The sequence below is a fragment of the Glutamicibacter sp. AGC84 genome, from assembly GCF_053543575.1.
In genome coordinates, this window is the sequence record NZ_JBLVOC010000001.1 from 43,226 (window position 1) to 59,856 (window position 16,631).

Below are 16,631 nucleotides of genomic sequence, written 5' to 3' on the forward strand. Positions count from 1 at the left end.
TTCGGGGCAGAAATCAGGCGAGCACCTGTTTGAAAAGAGCTTGATACTCGTCGTTGGCCAGATCCAAACTGATTGCCTCATCCAAGGTGAACCACCCGAAATCGTCATGTTCCTCGGGTGCAGCGTTGATGATCTCGCCGTCCCATTCAGAGACCCGCCAAATTTCTAGGAAGAGATTTTCTTCCTGACGAGTGGCAAGTAGGTCTTCCGTGTTTGGCGGGACTATTTCTACGTTTAACTCTTCGCGAAGTTCACGCACAATCGCTTGTCGACCGTTCGCGGACTCTTCAACATGGCCTCCTGGAAGATCCCAGACATCCGGATATTTGGCCTTTGAAGGGGAGCGGTGCACAAGAAATACCCTCCCCGAGCGTACGAGCAATCCGCAGGACACATAGTGTTTCATAGGCTCTCCCATGAGATGAGTCTACAGATGTCGTTACGAATTGAATTACAAGGATACGACCGCTCTGAGAGGGATGAGTGAGGTAATTTTGGGAGCTGGTCACGTCTATCCCGTATGACGGTCGTTCACCGGTACAACTACAGACGACTTCGGACACTAATAAATTTGGCGAGTTTCAGCGATTGCTAGATTCCCGTATACCCCGCCCGATAAAATGCCCGGTGAAGGGGCCCTAAACGGTACACTCCAAATCATGACCGGACTCCTGATCGGATACGCGCGCGTATCCACTAACGACCAAGACCTCACAGCTCAAAAGAACGCGCTCATGGCCTCGGGCGTGCCTCCTGAGAAGATATTCACCGGCACCAATAGAGCACGGCCAGGACTCAGCGAAGCATTGGCCGCCTGCCGCAATGGGGATACGCTGGTGGTCACTAAACTAGACCGGCTGGCACGCTCATTACGCGACGCAAAAGACATCGTTGACGAACTCACCCGCCGTGAGGTGAAGCTCAGCATCGGCGGATCTATCCATGACCCCACCGACCCTGTAGGCAAGTTACTCTTCAATGTCTTAGCCATGGTTGCCGAATTTGAGGCAGATCTAATCAGGGCGCGTACCCGCGAGGGCATGGCCGTTGCCAAAGCAAAGGGCAAACTGCGCGGCAAACAGCCCAAACTCTCCAAGAAACAAGAAACCCACTTAGTCGCGCTTCACCACGCGGGGACCCATACGACGGCAGAACTTGCCGAACTCTTCTCAGTGGCTAGATCCACTGTTTACCGCGCTATTAAACGCGCGGGTGAAACAGCCAGTTAGGGCCGCACATTCCCTCTGTGCAGGATAGTGCAGAGGACTATTGATCAAAAACCGACTCCGTGCAGTCGACTTCTGAAATTTTTATGTCCATAGTCGACTGCACAAGCCCGGAATTTCAACGGCTCATGTGCAGCCAACTTCGGAATCTGACAGTCATAGTCAGAGTGGGTGTTCGCATAAAAACACCCCCTAAAGAACTGTCCAAAACGCCATGCCGGACAGACCCCTACGGGACGGTGTGACTGTTGCAGGTGCGAAAGAAAAAGCTTGTAGGTTCGAATAAAGCGCGGGGCGCGCTTCAGCGATTAACATGATTCGGACTGTGCCATACTGGCGAAATGGACACGCCACGCATCCCCGTATCATCGATCATGGCGCGATGGAACTCCGCTGATCAAGCCGTGGACCTTGTCATCGACGGGACCGCGGTCATCGATATAGTCGATATTCAACGACATTGGGGGGTTTCTCCGTTTGCACGCCGTTTCTCGCGCGCAGCAGTACACCAATGGTTGACTGATTATCGCGGGGCGTACGGCGACCGCGATGAGAGGCTTTCGGGAGAAGAACTAGAAATCACAGTCTGCAGGGCGTGCGGCGATATGGATTGCGGCAATCTTGCGGTCGAGGTCGAGATGACAGCCGACACAGTCACCTGGAGACGACCTCACTGGGCCGGAGATGACGATGAAAACGACGACGAGCCCGATGCTAACGATCCAGAATCACTCTTCCCTCAGCTATTGGTATTCAACCGTGTCCAGTACGATACCGCGCTAATAGACGCGGAAAGGTTCATCGCGCGATCCAGGTGGCGTCGGCAGGAACCTGAGGCCGCAATATGGCTTGATCGACTACGCAACCGGTTCATGAGACTGTGGAATAAATAGGTACGTGCGCGCTGGTGGTAGAGGCCTGCTAACGCGATCCCAGTTAGGGTTCAGCTGGCGGTCATCGGATCTCAGTGGAGACGGCTTTGGAAAACGACAATTGCTCAGCCGGAAGTTGCATCAGCTTCTGCAACGGCAGCCAGAGCTGTACCTTCTACGCTCAACATCACAGTGCTGTCCCGACGGTTGAAGAAGTGTGTAATGATCGTCCGGCCGTTGGCCTCCCAAATCCAGGGTGGCGTCTCTTCGTTGTCCCACGGATGTTCTGGTTTTCCAAAGAGATCGGTGAGTTGGATACGTAGTTCGTTGAATCCGTTTTGAACTGCTGGTGCACCGGATTCTTGAGTGCTGTAGAGGTGGATTGTTACACCTAGGAACTTACGGTTATACGTGTCCCATGAACCAAGCACTTGTCCGCCGACACATATATCCAGCTCATTCATCTGGTGGGGTGATTCTTCGTTCTCTAGCTCGTACCGGCCCCCTGATATGAATCCAACACGCGCGAATAGATTTTCGCGTTCTTGATCAGACCGTGGCCAAGGCTCGTCGACCAATTTCTTGACGAGCTTCACGACGGTGCCAGGAGTGGGATTCAATTCCAACAAGAGGTCAGTCTCGGACATAGTGTGAGCTTACCTCGCAAGAATTGAGACATGGCCCTTAGAGGTTCCTCATTCGGGACACCAAAAACGGTCGTTTCTGACACACTCGACGCGTGACTTTTCAGAATTTTCCTAACAGTTGAAAATTCAACAGATTTTACGGGTCTTTTCGTCGCAAAACACAGTGTCACAAACTATGCGTCGAAACATCTGACATTTCACGAGTATTGATACATTTAGAGTCATGGGACACCTACTCGGATACGCCAGAGTCTCCACTACGGATCAAGACGCACAACTTCAACTCGATGCACTCAGTGCAGCAGGGTGCTATCGGATCTTCACCGACACCGCATCCGGCGCGCTCGAGTCACGCCCCGAGCTCGATAACCTCCTGGACCAGATCCGCCCCGGCGACACTCTGGTAGTCTGGCGCCTCGACCGGCTTGGCCGCTCCATCCGTCACCTGATTAACCACATGGATGCGCTGCAGCAACAAGGTATCGAATTCAAGTCCCTGCAGGAGAATATCGACACCAGCTCCTCGGGCGGCCGGCTCGTGTTCAACATTTTCGCTTCCCTCGCCGAGTTCGAACGAGACCTCATCCGCGAACGCACCAACGCCGGCCTACAAGCAGCACGAGCCCGCGGGCGCACCGGAGGACGGCCAACTTCTCTCTCCCCCGACAAACTGCGTACCGCCAAAAGACTCTATGAGCAGAAGGACATGACGGTGGCGCAAATCGGCGAAGTACTGGGAGTCAGCCGCAGCACCCTCTATCGAGCTCTAAGGAAAATTTCTACGGTCTCCAGAGCGGGCAAAATGGAAAATTAGCGAACAAAAGCATTGCGAAGGTCCGTGCTTCACCGAAAATCTATTCTGACGCTCAAATCAACGTGGCGAATTTAAATCATATGAGTGATGTTCATTCCAACGTCAGCAGTCAAAAAGACTTCAAATTATGCTTCGGGAAGCACTCACATCATTCTGAATAGATGGGAACTAAGATTTCGTCCCTGGCCACGACTACATCGTTCTTGAGAATGAAGCACTCAACGTGATGGTCTCCTCTGAAACTGGTGACTTCATGACGTTCATAGCCTCGATTTGGAAGAATTATTTGACCTCGTGCTAAATTCTTCCTTTCGGCTATGGGTCCTCGATTAAGCACCTTCCACCGGACGTCGTATGGCTCGGGTACGTCGGATTCCACAATCTTAAAGTCCAGCTGTTTGTTCGGCGAGAGACTCCTAACCGAGGCGAGAATACTCCTCAGTGACAATGGCCGAAATCCATCCTGAGTAACGGTGCAGTCGATGGACACGTTATAGCGGACATCTACTCTGTATTTATCTTCTATGAACTCTTCGGTGTTGTTGAATGCACTTGCCAAGAGTGATTCTTCAACTCCCGATACGTTGGGTACTGAAATTCCAAAGACGGAGCGCCATTTTTTATATGCATTTTTTTGACCATTTGCAGCGATTGCTTCGTTGCAAAGCTCGTAAGCTCTTTTTGCCTTACGCTGAAACTTTTTCTTGACTCTAACTCGCTGGCGACTGCCGGGAGCGGCATAAAATTCATGGTCTTCTTCTTCAGATAAATACAGGAAGAAATCTCGGACCATCTGGTCATACGTTATGTATCCTACTTTCCGGTAATCTGGATACTTTTGCATGAAGTTGTACGCCAAAGTGTCAATTAGCAGACCTCCAATCCCGACCCCGTGTCTGTTCTTCCATGAGCGAGCTAATTTGCAGAGGCGCCGTAGATTGCCATTAGCCAATATGTCATCCACGCTGATCGACTCGATCTCTTCCCGAGGTTTCGTAACTCTCCATGAATCGCTATACGTATCTGGATAGGAGAACGATCTATCGGCATTCTCGAATACAGGTTGAACTTCGAACATGAAACTAGCGAATTCGACCACGACCACAAGTCTGTCGACCTTCACAGTCGTCGTCGGGTACCTGTCTTGGATGGATTTCCGCGTGCGCGCTAAGACTTTTGAAGATCCTCCTTCCTTCTCATATGTAGGACGAATCGAGGCAGGAAGGATGTAGAGCAGATCAAGGTCAGAAATCCCTTTAATAGCAGTTGAGCGTCCGTAAGAACCTGCCATGAGTCTGTTAGATGTCGAGCCTTCCAATCCGCGGAACTCTTTGTTGAGCTTCTTAGTTACCTCATCACGACGGACCACAATCGTTTCGTTGTTGTCCACTTTGAGATTGGAGATTAGCCCCTCGAAAATTTCACTTGTCTGATTCAAAGCCGGTCTCTTTTCCATTTCGAAGCTGCACAGGGAGAAGTAGGTCTATCTCACGTTCCGCGAACGTCAGGTCTTCTTTGAGCTTTAGTCCTTCTTGTGCCTTCGAATACGCTTTAGGAGTAGTTCGTGGCGCATCAGCAAGGACCTTCTCCGTCATTTCTTGAAGGCTCTCCCGCCTTCTGCGTATTTCATCAACGCTGGACAGTGATCCCTTTAGATCTACGATCAGCGACAAATAGGATTCACGTAAGCTCCAAAGCTTCGCGGCAGTATCGCGGTGCTGCTGCATTTCTTCACCGTGCTTAAACGTCTTGTCCCCAATGCTTGATGCAGTCACCAAAACAGCGATAAACGAAGTCGCAAGAGCCGCCCATTGCTCCTCAAGCAGCAACCCGCTAAGAGATACGAGGAACGCACCAGAGCTTACGGCTGTTAAAACAACTTTTACTCCTCGCTGTCGCCGATCAAGGTTCGAGCAGATATCCGCCTGCTTCTCATGGGTCTTGTGTACATACGCAATTCGTCCATAGATTTCTCGAATCTGGGCGAGGAGCAGAGCTCGTTCATCACTAAATAAAGGTGAAGAATTGTTGTCCAAGTATCGCTCTTTCTATATAGGCCAATATGTGCCGAATTGGGCGAAATGGTACGCCCGTTCCGGCGACTTGGTACGGCTCGATTCCACCTACCGGGTACCGCAATTCCGGCTTGTTGGTACCGCTACATCGGCATTGGCATCGTTCTGAGCCCGGCGCGTGTCGGACCCAGAACGATATGATTGAGCCATCAGGCCCCGAGGATCATCAAGGACCTAGGAGTATTCAGGGCTTCGAAACCTATTCCCAGAAGTCCTTGGATTTTCGGGCCTGATCTCCAAGTTGCTTACGCATGTCCAACGCTCCAAGAGGCAACCACCTGGTATTCGTGGCCAACCGATTCACTATTGAATCCCCGGCAATCCTGTCCGGGATTACCGAAACCCAATACTCCGGATCAGTCTGCGAAGCGATAATCGTCGGCAACGTGTACTCACGGTCAGAAAGCACCGCAAACAGTTCACTGGCCCCTTGCTGGTCAATACCCACAGTCATGAAATCGTCAATGATCAACACGTCAACAGTACGCAGCTTGATCAGCAGCCGTTGGTAATCACGGGCATCTTCCCGCGCAAGCCGGAAGTCCCTGACCAAATCGTCCATCCGACGATAAAACACCGTGTGCTCGGTATGGCAGGCAGCCACCCCTATCGCGCACGCCAAGTACGTCTTGCCGCCGCCCGTTGGTGAAATGATCAACAGGTTCTTCGGATCAGCCCGCCATTCATGGCTCAGGTACCGGCGCATCCTGGCCTCATCAATCTTCCTGCCGGGAAGATAATGGATCTGGGCAATCGATGCGGTCGGCAACGGGAATCCGGCCTGTGAAATCAACTTGTCGATCCGCCGGCCTCGACGTGTATCGACCGCATGCTCAACAGCCTGCATGAACACTTCTTCCGGGGTCAGCCGCTCGTTGGCTTGTTCGCCGGTCAGCTCGAAGAACTTCTGCGCGAAGGCCGTCAGCCGCAAGTCCTTGATCTTCTTCTGGTCTGCGTCGCTGAGCATTACTGGCCACCGCCCATCGAGTAATAGCCAGGCGCCCTGACGAATTCACGCAGTCGCTCAGATTCCGCGGACAAGTCCTTGGCGGCTTCCGGAACCGGACCCGCAGTCCCCCGCTGCTTTTCTTCTTGGGCCATCGTTGCGATGATCCGCTTCAGCCCGCTGTATGAGGAATATCCACCGCGCTCCAACAGATACTCACAGGCTGGCTCCAGCAAGCTACGGTGCTTGACCCCCAACCCCTTGACGATATTGCGGCACTCGACAAATGCTTGCGCTTCAACAACGGCACGATCCAACACGGCCGTGATGACATCCACGGTTGCAGGGCCGAAAGACTGGGCATGAGCGATGAACCACTCCCGGCTCCAAAGACCGGAAACATCCTTATGCTGCGGCGGAACGTGGGCTTCCAGCGTGGAATGCTGGCCTCGCCGTCCGCCCAGGCGCGGATGCTCGGCCACCACGAGCGTCCCGTCGATCAACGTCACCTTGGTTTGCGTCAGCTGCGTGCTCAACGTGCGCCCGACCAGCTGATACGGAACCGAGTAATACTGGTAATCGCAATGCACGTGATAATTCGGGCCCACCTTCAACTGCTTGTATTCAACCTGCTCGAACCGGTGCGGTGGCAAGGGTCTGAGCAAGGATTTCTCTGAACTGGCAAACAGCTCGGCCCGGCTGATCCCATTGGTGCGGTGCACTTTGGAATTCACATGTTCCAGCCTGTCTTGCACTGCCTCGTTGAGCTGCTCGAAGCTCTCGAAGTCCGCATCGGCCAGATACCCCAGGACCATTGTTTCGATGACCTGCACCATCCGCTCAACATGGGCCTTGTCGCGGGGCTTGCCCGGCCGTGCCGGCACGATCGCTGTCCCATAGTGATCAGCCAACGCAGCGTAGGACTTGGTGACCACCACTTCGCGGGCACCGCCCTTGGCACCGGTGCGTCGGTCCTGCCGGAAGTGGGTGGCAGTCTTCGCATTATCTGGAACGATCATTTGCGGAACGCCGCCGAAGAACTCCAACGCGTCAGCATGGGCTTGATTCCATGCATCTTGCCTCATGCTCGTAAACGCCTTGGCGAACACCATGGACGAGAAGGGCAACGAGGCGACGAAGAAGAACGCTTGAACTGCTCGCCAGTCACCGCGTCAACCACCGTCAAGGTTGGACCAGCCCAGTCAACGAACATGGCCTTGCCCGGCTCATGCTGCAGCGTCGCCACCAAATCATGCGTCAGCGCGTGCTGGTGGAACTTCGAACAGAACTGGGAATAGCCGTATTTCTTCAGCCCATCATCCAGATCCGTGTATTTCACCCAGGCTTGCTGCAGCGTGAAGAACCGATTGCGCTGCAGCTGCTCGGCAGCCAGGGCGAAGTCCGGCTCCGAATAGTTCGAGCTGATCACTTTGCGCCGGTCCGGGAAGATCTCCACCAATCTGGCGTGGGTGATCCCAGCGAGGTTCTGTGCGGTGATCTGGTGGGTATCGATGGCTTTCTTGGCTGCTGAAATATCTCTTCGAGAACAGTTCATCGCGGCCGTGATTTCCGTGTACGTGTATCCATCGAAGAGCATCTGCATGATGCGCCGATAATCCATTTTCAAGGATTCTCCTTGGGTCAGGGATACTCCGTGGAACCTTGTGTGGTTCACATCGGGGAATATCCATGACTAGAAAATCAACGCTCGGTGACCACCCGTACCATCTAGGCAGAACAGCAGTACCTTCTTGCAAGAACAGAAGTACCCGGAAGCGCTATTCGGCAATATGTAAGTTCTCCGATGGGTAGAACCCAAACTTATCAAATGAGCTCTTGGTGACGCTCCAACATAGAGTAGATGACATTACCGACAGGCAGGATTCCGAGCACTACCTCGGTAGGTGGAGATCGGGGACACCGACTTCAAACCTCCAGAATTTTTGACTGATTCCTCAGTTTTTTGATTCGTATTTCTTGCAACTCATCAGTTCCGAGACGTCTAATGTGCCGCAAACATTTGTAAAAATAGGGAATTGACGAAAGGATAAGAGGCACACCATCCGAGTGAAATAATACTGAATAAGAATGCAACACCTTACTCGGGAGACCTGCTGCGCGAGGGGCATCCGGATTACGCCCTTCCTTGGATGGCCGGTGTGAGAGTTGCTTCGCTGACACGCCTCCGGAACGAGACACGGTTGCCGGTTCTGGGAGAGAATTAGGAAATCTATGGGTTAGGTGAGCACAGCAGATCACTTTGCCTGAGACAGGGCATTTTTCATTGAAAATTCTGTTGAATGTGGGTTTCCAGCCTGCACGGTTATGGGGGTAAACGTCGTGAATATGTTCGAGGGTTGGTGCTCAATCCGCGCACGGACTAAGATCGCCGATCAAGCAGTTGCCAAAGAGGTCGGAAACATCGACTCTCAGGACGATGCTATAGGAATTGAGCTCCTAGTTTCCAAGCTTCCCGACGCCTACGCTGATACGACAGCTCTTACATTGATTGCCGAACGGTATGGAAAGCCTGGGTTGGCAACGTTTCTCCGCGATCGGTTGCCAACAAAAAAGAGCGCCCGATCCGGTGATATGGGTGAGATTTTGGCGACGGCCTATCTAGCTGATGAGCTTGGTTACGTCGTTGGACCTAGCCGGCTTATCGACCGCGACCACCAGGAGTGGGCAATGAGGGGTGACGACGTGCTCGCCGCAACTGTTCGTGGCGGATCAAAATTGCATTTGGTCAAAGGGGAAGCCAAAAGTGGTGTTAGCATCGGCAAAGCAGTAATCACGCAGGCCAGAGAGGGGCTCTCCCGCCACGACGAAATGCCGTCTCCTCAGTCGTTGTCCCAATTTGCTCACCGGCTCCTAAAGTCATCTGATAGTCAGGTTGGAGAAGCGATACTCCATGTGCAGTTGACCAAGGGTTTGAGGCCGGACCAAGTAAGTCATTTGATGTTTTTACTGACGAGCAACGACCCAAGCACACACATCAGCGCAGATCTCCAGGCGTACCCTGGCGCCATCCCTCAATTGACTATCAGGCTGCAGGTCCAGCATCACCAGAAGTTCATCAGCGATTCCTATGACGGGGTAGTCGGCAATGACTCGTGACGCGCAGACTCTTTTGCATAATCTCGGAGCCGCCATGGATTCGAGCTTCCGTGGACGCCTACTGGCTCGCGGGCAAACCCAGTCGATGATTCGTCGGGACGGTGTACTTCCTGCCGGCTCACCGGAGTTTAGTCCCTTCCTTGACGCCGACCTCTTGAACTATGGTTATGCGCTCCTCGCCGACGGACTGAACCTACTTGACCAGATTGAAGTAGACGACAGTGATGAAGCAACCAGTCAAGCCGAGGTTGCCCGGCTGTCGTTTATTCAAAGCTCATACGCCTTAGAAGCAGCCACTCGCAACATCGTGAACGCTCCCGATATGATGTTCCATCGACTCATTGCGGGAGCAGCCAGCCATCTCGGTGGTTACGCCGCACGTGCCTTCTCGCTGATGGAAGGGTGTCGCGAATCCGGCCAGATGACGCCAATGGAGTTAACCCTGGCTGATCTGATAATGCGCAATCTCGATGCTATCGAGGAACGAACGCGGCTAATGCGCTCTTCTGCAGAAGTTTCGGATGGTGCCCTCCTGGCTTCTCTCTCCGGGGAGGGTACTCCTGAAGATGATCCACTTGGGCCCATCGCGCTGTTGCTCAGCGAGAACTATCTTTCGTCCGTGTCCACAGGCCTGTTTGCAATTGAGGTCGGCGACCGCGAGCTTCTAGCTATCTCGCTGGAGAATATGGTTCTAGGGGAACGTGCTTCAATGGACGTGAGCGCTTCCGGGCCTTGGTGGGTTTACCGGCTCACCCATCTGATGCTTGCTGACTTGTTCAATACCAGCATCAGCTCGAATGTTCCGGTCGCACCGCCAGTCGGTGCCGAGGACAAAGCATCCCGATGGCGTTACCTGCGTCGCACCTACATCGAAAATCTCCTTGCAAGAGGACGATCCGAGATAGACTTATGGCCGTCGCAGCTCCACATTGTGAACCGGATTTTTTCCGAAGCACGCGATCTAGTCGTCTCCCTTCCTACAAGCTCTGGTAAGACGCGCATTGCCGAATTAGCAATACTGGCGTGCTTAGCGCAAGAACAGCGCATCGTCTACGTCACCCCGCTTCGGGCGCTCTCGGCCCAGACCGAGCAGATCCTGGCAAGAACGTTCGGCCCCCTCGGAGTACGAGTGTCGTCGCTATACGGTAGCGCGGGAATCAGCGACGTAGACGACGATACGTTGCGCTCGAGCGCAATAGTCGTTGCCACCCCGGAAAAGCTTGACTTCGCGCTTCGATCCGATCCCTCTGTATTAGACGACGTCGGACTAGTTGTGCTCGACGAGGGACACATGATTGGTGCATCGGAGAGAGAAGTGCGTTATGAAGCCCAAATTCAAAGGCTGTTACGCCGCGCGGACGCTTCAACTCGTCGAATCGTCTGCCTATCCGCAGTGTTCCCTTCCGGTAGAGATTTGGAGGACTTCGTTGCTTGGATCACTAATGAAGATCCTCAGGGCTTGCATCAGGAGACTTGGCGCCCGACCCTGCAGCGCTTTGGACTCGTTGAATGGATAAGTGACCACGCGCGGCTGACAATTACTTTAGGTTCTGACCAGCCATTTATTCCCCGATATCTCGAGGCAATCCGGCCGTCGGGAAAGCGAAAAAGGCTTTTCCCCGCTGACCAGCGGGAGTTAGTTATTGCTACAGCGTGGCGCTTAGTCGAGGAGAAACAAACTGTGCTCGTATTTTGCCCGCAGCGTAACTCGGTTGAGCCTTATGCGCGTGCAATCATCAATTTACACAGACAAGGATTCATCTCCTCTGTCCTGCCCGATCGCGTCGATCTGAGCAGGGCTCTCATTGTGGGTTCCGAATGGTTCGGTGTCGATCACCCGATCCTAAAATGCCTCGAGCTCGGCGTTGCGATCCACCACGGAGCCCTTCCGGGACCGTTCCGCAGGGAAGTGGAGAAGCTTCTCCACGATGGCAAATTGAAGGTCACTATTGCCTCCCCGACCCTCGCCCAAGGACTCAATCTGTCGGCCTCGGTAGTCCTGTTCCATGGGCTTAAGCGTGGCCGCGAGCGGATAACGGGATCCGATTTCTCCAACGTGATCGGTCGCGCAGGGCGCGCATTCGTAGATACCGAAGGGCTGGTGCTTTACCCGATTTTCGAGCCACGGCGGTACCAGCGGGAGCAGTTACGACGGGACTGGTTGCAGTTAACTCAAGGCGAAGGAGGCAAGGCTCTTGACTCGGGACTCATCCAGGTCGGAATTTCGCTGCTCAGGCGTATGTATAAATCCCGCGGTGCCGACCCCATCGAGTCCTTCCTGAACTATCTGACGGGTGGGCCGGATTGGACCCTTCCGGTCCTGCATCAAGAGTCGGATGCAGAGCAGGCGACCGCCGCTACCAAATGGAAATCCGACCTCTCTTTGCTAGATATCTCCATTTTCAGCATTATTGGAGACGACGCTTACGACGCAGACTCGGACGCCGCCACACAGGTACTGTCTCATGCTCTCGTTGACTCGCTATGGGAGCGCCAACTAAATCGCCGAGAGAGCGCTGTCGCCACTGCGGTACGCCAATTGGTGACAGGTCGGGTCCGACATTTATGGCGCACATCCACGCCTTCTCAACGTCGCGGCTGGTATCTTGCTGGTATGGGAGCCGAGGCCGGGAACAGTTTGTCCGAGATCTCAGGGCATGTGGTCAACCTGATGAACCAAGTCGAAGATGATCTCGTTATTGGTAATCATATTGCTGCATCCGATCGCCTCGTCGCGATTTCTGATGCTATCTTCAGCCTGGACACATTTTCCCCTGAGGCCGCGGTCGATGACAGGAGCAACGTGCTTCGTCACTGGGTCCAAGGACTGAGCCTTGCGGACCTCCCCGGGGATCATGTCGCAATTGCACGCTTCGTCGAATCAGGCCTGTCCTATCGATTGGTCTGGGGTATGGAGGCCGCCCGAGTCTTTGAGATAGCCCAAGGTAATGCTGTCGCCGAGATGTTAGATGGTGCGGCGGTCACCGCAATCGAGACCGGAACTTTCAATCGGTCGGCATCGGTTCTCATCCGGTCCGGATTTGACCATCGAATTGCCGCTGTAAACGCAGTCCTCAGCACTGGGGGAAGCTTCGACTCAACAGCAGAAATGCGCCAGTGGATTGACGACCTTGCAGCAGAGTACGCATCGAACGCAACGTGGCCAAGCCCCGAATCTAGAGCGGCATGGGAGGATTTTGTGTTACTCGTCCGCCACCCACGTTTCCACCAGTGGACGCGTAGCAATGAAGATATTGAAGATGTTAGGTGGCATGGAGATATTCCCACACCAAATGCATGGCTTCGGATCACCGTCCGTGACGCAAACACTGTCCAAATCTGGACACCTGGCTTTGATCTCCTCGGCGAGGCCAATGTCCAGATAAACCCTGAGAGACTCGGGATTCTTCGCGCCAAACGTATACCTAAATCTCAAGGGATCCGCTTGATGTATCGCGGTCCCCGGGATCTCTTCCCCTCCGGGAATCCACAGAGTTCGGACTAGCCCGAGATATACGCCCTCGCGAGATAATTCGGTGAAATGTTTCACGCTTGGGTCTTAGCTGCTGCCAAGAAACAGACGAAGCGATGTTAGGGCAACGTCTTTGGGATCTGCCCAGCACGGTTGATTCCATTAAATGATTGGCTCACCCTCATCAGGGTGGGGCATGTGGGCATTCGAGCCGAAACCAATCGCTCCAGTCGCATTTCTTCCCAGGGAGCTTGGTATCTCGAAAGCTACTCGTCTCGAATCCTATAGGTTGCAAGACGTCTCACCACCTACCACTCCCCTGATGAAAAATTCGCGGAAACTCAACGGTTCGAAATTCTCGCAACCATGTGTCGCAACCAATGACGTAAAATCAGGTCAACACCATTAGTTGCGAGACACTTTCGAAGGACCGATGACCAAACTGATCGGATACGCCCGCGTATCAACGAAAGCCCAAGACGCCGACCGGCAAATCCAGGATCTTCTTGCGGCTGGGGTCCGGCGCGATGACCTCTATATCGACCACGGCCTATCCGGCGCATTGGCGAAGCGGCCCGGACTCGGTAAGGCGCTCGAATCGCTGCACCCGAACGACACGCTCGTGATCACCACCTTGGACCGGCTTGGGCGCTCCACCCAAAAAATGCTCGAATTAGCCGTAGAACTTCGTGAGCGAAATATTGGTTTACGGGTGCTGAACTTAGGCGGCGGTGACGTGGACACCAAAACCCCAATGGGTGCCATGGTCTTCACCGTCATGGCCGCACTCGCGCAGATGGAGCTGGAAATCAAACGGAAACGCATCAACGACTCCGTCACCAAACGCCGCACCACCGGCGGCGATCTCGGCGGCCGTCGGCCCACCTTCACCGAATCGCAGATCCGTACCGCGGCAAAACTCATCCAGGCCGGCGAACCAGCAACCCAAGTAGCCAAAGACATGGGCATGTCCCGAGCCACCCTCTACCGACGTATCAATAAAATGGACAAGCTTCACACCAATTAGTTCATTCATAGAGATCGACGTCATCGAGCCTGGGCCATCCCCTTAAGTTTGCCGGCAATGAGACGCCCAAAGTCTTCCGCCGATTGAATACCCTCTTTCCCAAGTTAGGAGTATTCTCAGAAGATCACTCCACAAAGATTACCGAGCGTCAGAGGCGAAACCGGGGAACGTACCTGAATAAAATTCAGTAAAGCTCGTGGTCGGTCAGCTTAGGGCACGCTGCCCCCAATGGAGGAAGATATGAACACGCCCGAACTACATACCCCCGCCACCCAACGTCTCAACGAGCTGCTGCACTACCCTATAACTCAAAGGCACCTCACCGCGTATGGATGGGTGGAAGGCATGCCAGTAGTCTTTGCCCACCGAGATGAGCTGGTGGAAGACGTCATGGGGTTTGTTTCCGTCCATGGACGGGCTGTGCTTCTGGCGCTCACCAACGCTCAAACTGACGCCTTGCAACTGTGGCATGTCACCATCCCCAGCCCCCTCTTCACCAGAGTTGTTCCTCTGCCATCGGGAACTACGCTCGCGGAACTCTGCATTAGGCACAGCGAGAATAGGCTTATGCCCTTTCGCGTCCATTTCTGGGCTCATAGCGCCGCGCTTCACCAGATCCCCCTCTACGTCAGCAACGACAACCACGCGGCGGATGCCCAGCTGTCATCTGATAATCGCTGAGCCTTGCGCCAATTCCCTAGTCAAACCTCTTAAATTTCTGAGAATCCTCACCGATCCCCAATTTCGACGCTTCATATGCGCTCTGAGCAACGCGCGGCCCCCCAGCCTTTGCCTGTCTGACTAGTCATTTTCGGCATTCTTCCGTCAATTCACATTTTCTTTCCACAGGCAATGCGGTTCCTTAAAAACTGCCAATTGATGAGTTGACGTGAACTTTTATTAACGTTTACCTGAATCGGTAGCGTTGTTGCGCCGATCATCCTAGGGTGGAAACAACACACTAAGAACCGCAGCGACAGGCAGCCAGTCTGCGTTGTGTCTTGTTCCAAGCTGATGGGGATCACTCGGAAGACTCAAGAACACAGTGGAGGTAGTACCAATGCCAGGACGTCTCGTAAGAACGCAAACTGCCGAACGCGTCAGCGATCTGCTCGGATCACGTGAAGGACGCGCACACCTCGCCGCGCACGGCTGGGCTCAGGGAATGCCAGTGGTCATGGCTGATCCTGCCGAACTTCTCAACGACGTCATGGGCATGGTATCCATGCACGGGCGATCCGCGTTGGTCGCCATGCTCGACGCTGGCTCTGATGAACTTAAATTCCTCTATGTTTCCACGCCGAACCCCGTATTGAAGTCAGTCGATCCGGAGGAAGCTACAACTCACATCCCAGAGCTTTTTGCTCGCACAGAGAATCAAGGCGCGGTAACTTTCCGAGTAAAGTATTGGGATTCCTGCGCAGTGGCACTGCCCATCCCGGTATTCCACCCAGCGTCAGACACGAAAAGCTACGGGCAGCGCTTGAGCCTCTGACCCTTTCCGCACACTATCGGATGGCAGAGAAAGGAGCATTGCGGCTGAAGGCCAGTCATCGGCCATGCCGCACAGCTAAATCCGTAGCTCTCTACCAGTAAGTCTTTTATTGCGCCGCTCTATCACCGGTTTGATCAGCCTCGTTCAGCTTCGAAAGCTGAACAGGTTCAGGCTCCGCTTTCGCTTCATTAATCGAGCACGCCTGTGGTGCGTGCTACGAGTGCGGATGCTCATGTGAATCGGGGGAAAGGCGCTGCAGGTCTTGATTCACCGCGTCGGGGTTTTCTCCTGCCGCGAGACGATGCACAGCTTCGAGCAGTCCTTGGACTTCTGCAACGCGGTGAGACCAATAAGTGGTCTCTAAACCGAAACCTAAAGCCGACTCCTTGGCGAACTGGTGTAACCCGTTAAGGTGGGTCTCCAAAGCGCTGGTCAAGTCATCGTACTGGTCAGGTGAGAGAGACAGATGAATGTCTTTGCGGTGGGTGTTCAACATGAACTCCTGGGTTGTCCAATAGTTCTATAGCCTCTGACCTTACTGCCGGGTAACAGGTATAGGTCAAGACCGGAGAAATTTACTCAGCAACCCCACAAGAACCGTGACCAGCCAAGAGAGATCGGTCTTTGCTGAAGTGCAGGACGCGCGCACCGAGGTAAAGCGAAATGGGATTGCCCCGGCCAAGCCTAAAGGAACACCGGCATGCTACGCCATGACACAGGCCTCACCGGCAGTTCTTCGCCCGGTTCCCGTGAACAGCCATTTGAGGCATCCGAATGGCCGTGTTTCTCCTCGCGGTCAATATCCTCTATTCACGGTGGACCGCAAGACGGAAGCATTGGAGACACAACCTCTTTCGGGCACGACTCAAAAATCTAAAAATCAGCCAAAAAATCTGAGGTCAGCTGCATCCCGTAAACCACTGACCATGGATTGTGGGAA

16 protein-coding genes are annotated in these 16,631 nt (G+C 53.8%); 8 read left to right on the forward strand and 8 right to left on the reverse strand.

Translation table 11 applies throughout. The features are described 5' to 3' along the window. Positions 1 to 13: 13 nt before the first annotated feature. Positions 14 to 418 carry an NUDIX domain-containing protein gene (locus tag ACNPN0_RS00275; RefSeq protein WP_448938502.1) on the reverse strand — a complete coding sequence of 135 codons (405 nt, stop codon included), beginning with the start codon at positions 416 to 418 and terminating at the stop codon, positions 14 to 16. Between the two features lie 241 nt (positions 419 to 659). On the opposite strand from ACNPN0_RS00275, the gene ACNPN0_RS00280 reads away from it, so the two are divergent. Together ACNPN0_RS00280 and ACNPN0_RS00285 are read left to right on the forward strand one after the other, a co-directional pair. Then, complete coding sequence (locus tag ACNPN0_RS00280; protein ID WP_448938503.1) at positions 660 to 1,229, forward strand: recombinase family protein; 570 nt, start codon at positions 660 to 662, stop codon at positions 1,227 to 1,229. Between the two features lie 338 nt (positions 1,230 to 1,567). Next, positions 1,568 to 2,119 (forward strand): hypothetical protein, encoded by a 552-nt coding sequence (locus ACNPN0_RS00285; RefSeq protein ID WP_133833159.1) that lies wholly within the window; start codon positions 1,568 to 1,570, stop codon positions 2,117 to 2,119. Positions 2,120 to 2,223: 104 nt separating this feature from the next. On the opposite strand, the gene ACNPN0_RS00290 is transcribed toward ACNPN0_RS00285, so the two are convergent. Then, a complete protein-coding gene (locus tag ACNPN0_RS00290) occupies positions 2,224 to 2,745 on the reverse strand; it encodes a hypothetical protein (protein WP_448938504.1) in 522 nt (173 codons plus the stop codon). Between the two features lie 223 nt (positions 2,746 to 2,968). On the opposite strand from ACNPN0_RS00290, the gene ACNPN0_RS00295 reads away from it, so the two are divergent. Further along, complete coding sequence (locus ACNPN0_RS00295) at positions 2,969 to 3,559, forward strand: recombinase family protein (protein ID WP_448938505.1); 591 nt, start codon at positions 2,969 to 2,971, stop codon at positions 3,557 to 3,559. A gap of 148 nt (positions 3,560 to 3,707) precedes the next feature. Here the strand turns inward: ACNPN0_RS00295 and ACNPN0_RS00300 are convergent, their stop codons facing one another. The 5 genes from ACNPN0_RS00300 to ACNPN0_RS00320 form a co-directional block, all read right to left on the reverse strand. Next, positions 3,708 to 4,949 carry a nucleotide-binding domain-containing protein gene (locus ACNPN0_RS00300; RefSeq protein ID WP_448938506.1) on the reverse strand — a complete coding sequence of 414 codons (1,242 nt, stop codon included), beginning with the start codon at positions 4,947 to 4,949 and terminating at the stop codon, positions 3,708 to 3,710. Between the two features lie 31 nt (positions 4,950 to 4,980). Further along, on the reverse strand, positions 4,981 to 5,595 hold the full coding sequence (locus ACNPN0_RS00305; protein ID WP_448938507.1) for an SLATT domain-containing protein: 615 nt from the start codon (positions 5,593 to 5,595) through the stop codon (positions 4,981 to 4,983). Between the two features lie 238 nt (positions 5,596 to 5,833). Next, a complete protein-coding gene (locus ACNPN0_RS00310; RefSeq protein ID WP_060700394.1) occupies positions 5,834 to 6,601 on the reverse strand; it encodes an ATP-binding protein in 768 nt (255 codons plus the stop codon). After that, positions 6,601 to 7,692 carry a Mu transposase domain-containing protein gene (locus tag ACNPN0_RS00315; RefSeq protein ID WP_448938508.1) on the reverse strand — a complete coding sequence of 364 codons (1,092 nt, stop codon included), beginning with the start codon at positions 7,690 to 7,692 and terminating at the stop codon, positions 6,601 to 6,603. The genes ACNPN0_RS00310 and ACNPN0_RS00315 overlap by 1 nt, the downstream gene beginning before the upstream one ends. Next, positions 7,662 to 8,207, reverse strand: a complete 546-nt coding sequence (locus tag ACNPN0_RS00320) for a hypothetical protein (RefSeq protein WP_448938509.1) — start codon at positions 8,205 to 8,207, stop codon at positions 7,662 to 7,664. The genes ACNPN0_RS00315 and ACNPN0_RS00320 overlap by 31 nt, the downstream gene beginning before the upstream one ends. Before the next feature lie 719 nt (positions 8,208 to 8,926). Here ACNPN0_RS00320 and ACNPN0_RS00325 point away from each other — a divergent pair. The 5 genes from ACNPN0_RS00325 (at position 8,927) to ACNPN0_RS00345 (ending at position 15,691) form a co-directional block, all read left to right on the forward strand. Continuing rightward, complete coding sequence (locus ACNPN0_RS00325; RefSeq protein ID WP_448938524.1) at positions 8,927 to 9,697, forward strand: Hachiman antiphage defense system protein HamA; 771 nt, start codon at positions 8,927 to 8,929, stop codon at positions 9,695 to 9,697. Then, positions 9,687 to 13,202: a DEAD/DEAH box helicase gene (locus tag ACNPN0_RS00330; RefSeq protein WP_448938510.1), complete on the forward strand. Its 3,516-nt coding sequence runs from the start codon at positions 9,687 to 9,689 to the stop codon at positions 13,200 to 13,202. The genes ACNPN0_RS00325 and ACNPN0_RS00330 overlap by 11 nt, the downstream gene beginning before the upstream one ends. Before the next feature lie 400 nt (positions 13,203 to 13,602). Continuing rightward, the gene (locus tag ACNPN0_RS00335; protein ID WP_448938511.1) at positions 13,603 to 14,196 is read left to right on the forward strand and encodes a recombinase family protein; all 594 of its coding nucleotides are present in this window, start codon (positions 13,603 to 13,605) and stop codon (positions 14,194 to 14,196) included. Between the two features lie 240 nt (positions 14,197 to 14,436). Then, positions 14,437 to 14,877 carry a hypothetical protein gene (locus tag ACNPN0_RS00340; protein ID WP_448938512.1) on the forward strand — a complete coding sequence of 147 codons (441 nt, stop codon included), beginning with the start codon at positions 14,437 to 14,439 and terminating at the stop codon, positions 14,875 to 14,877. A 379-nt stretch (positions 14,878 to 15,256) separates the two neighbouring features. Next, on the forward strand, positions 15,257 to 15,691 hold the full coding sequence (locus ACNPN0_RS00345; protein ID WP_448938820.1) for a hypothetical protein: 435 nt from the start codon (positions 15,257 to 15,259) through the stop codon (positions 15,689 to 15,691). A gap of 214 nt (positions 15,692 to 15,905) precedes the next feature. Here ACNPN0_RS00345 and ACNPN0_RS00350 read toward each other — a convergent pair whose 3' ends face one another. Then, entirely contained in the window at positions 15,906 to 16,187 is a 282-nt protein-coding gene (locus ACNPN0_RS00350; protein ID WP_448938514.1) for a hypothetical protein, read from the reverse strand. Positions 16,188 to 16,631 lie beyond the last annotated feature (444 nt).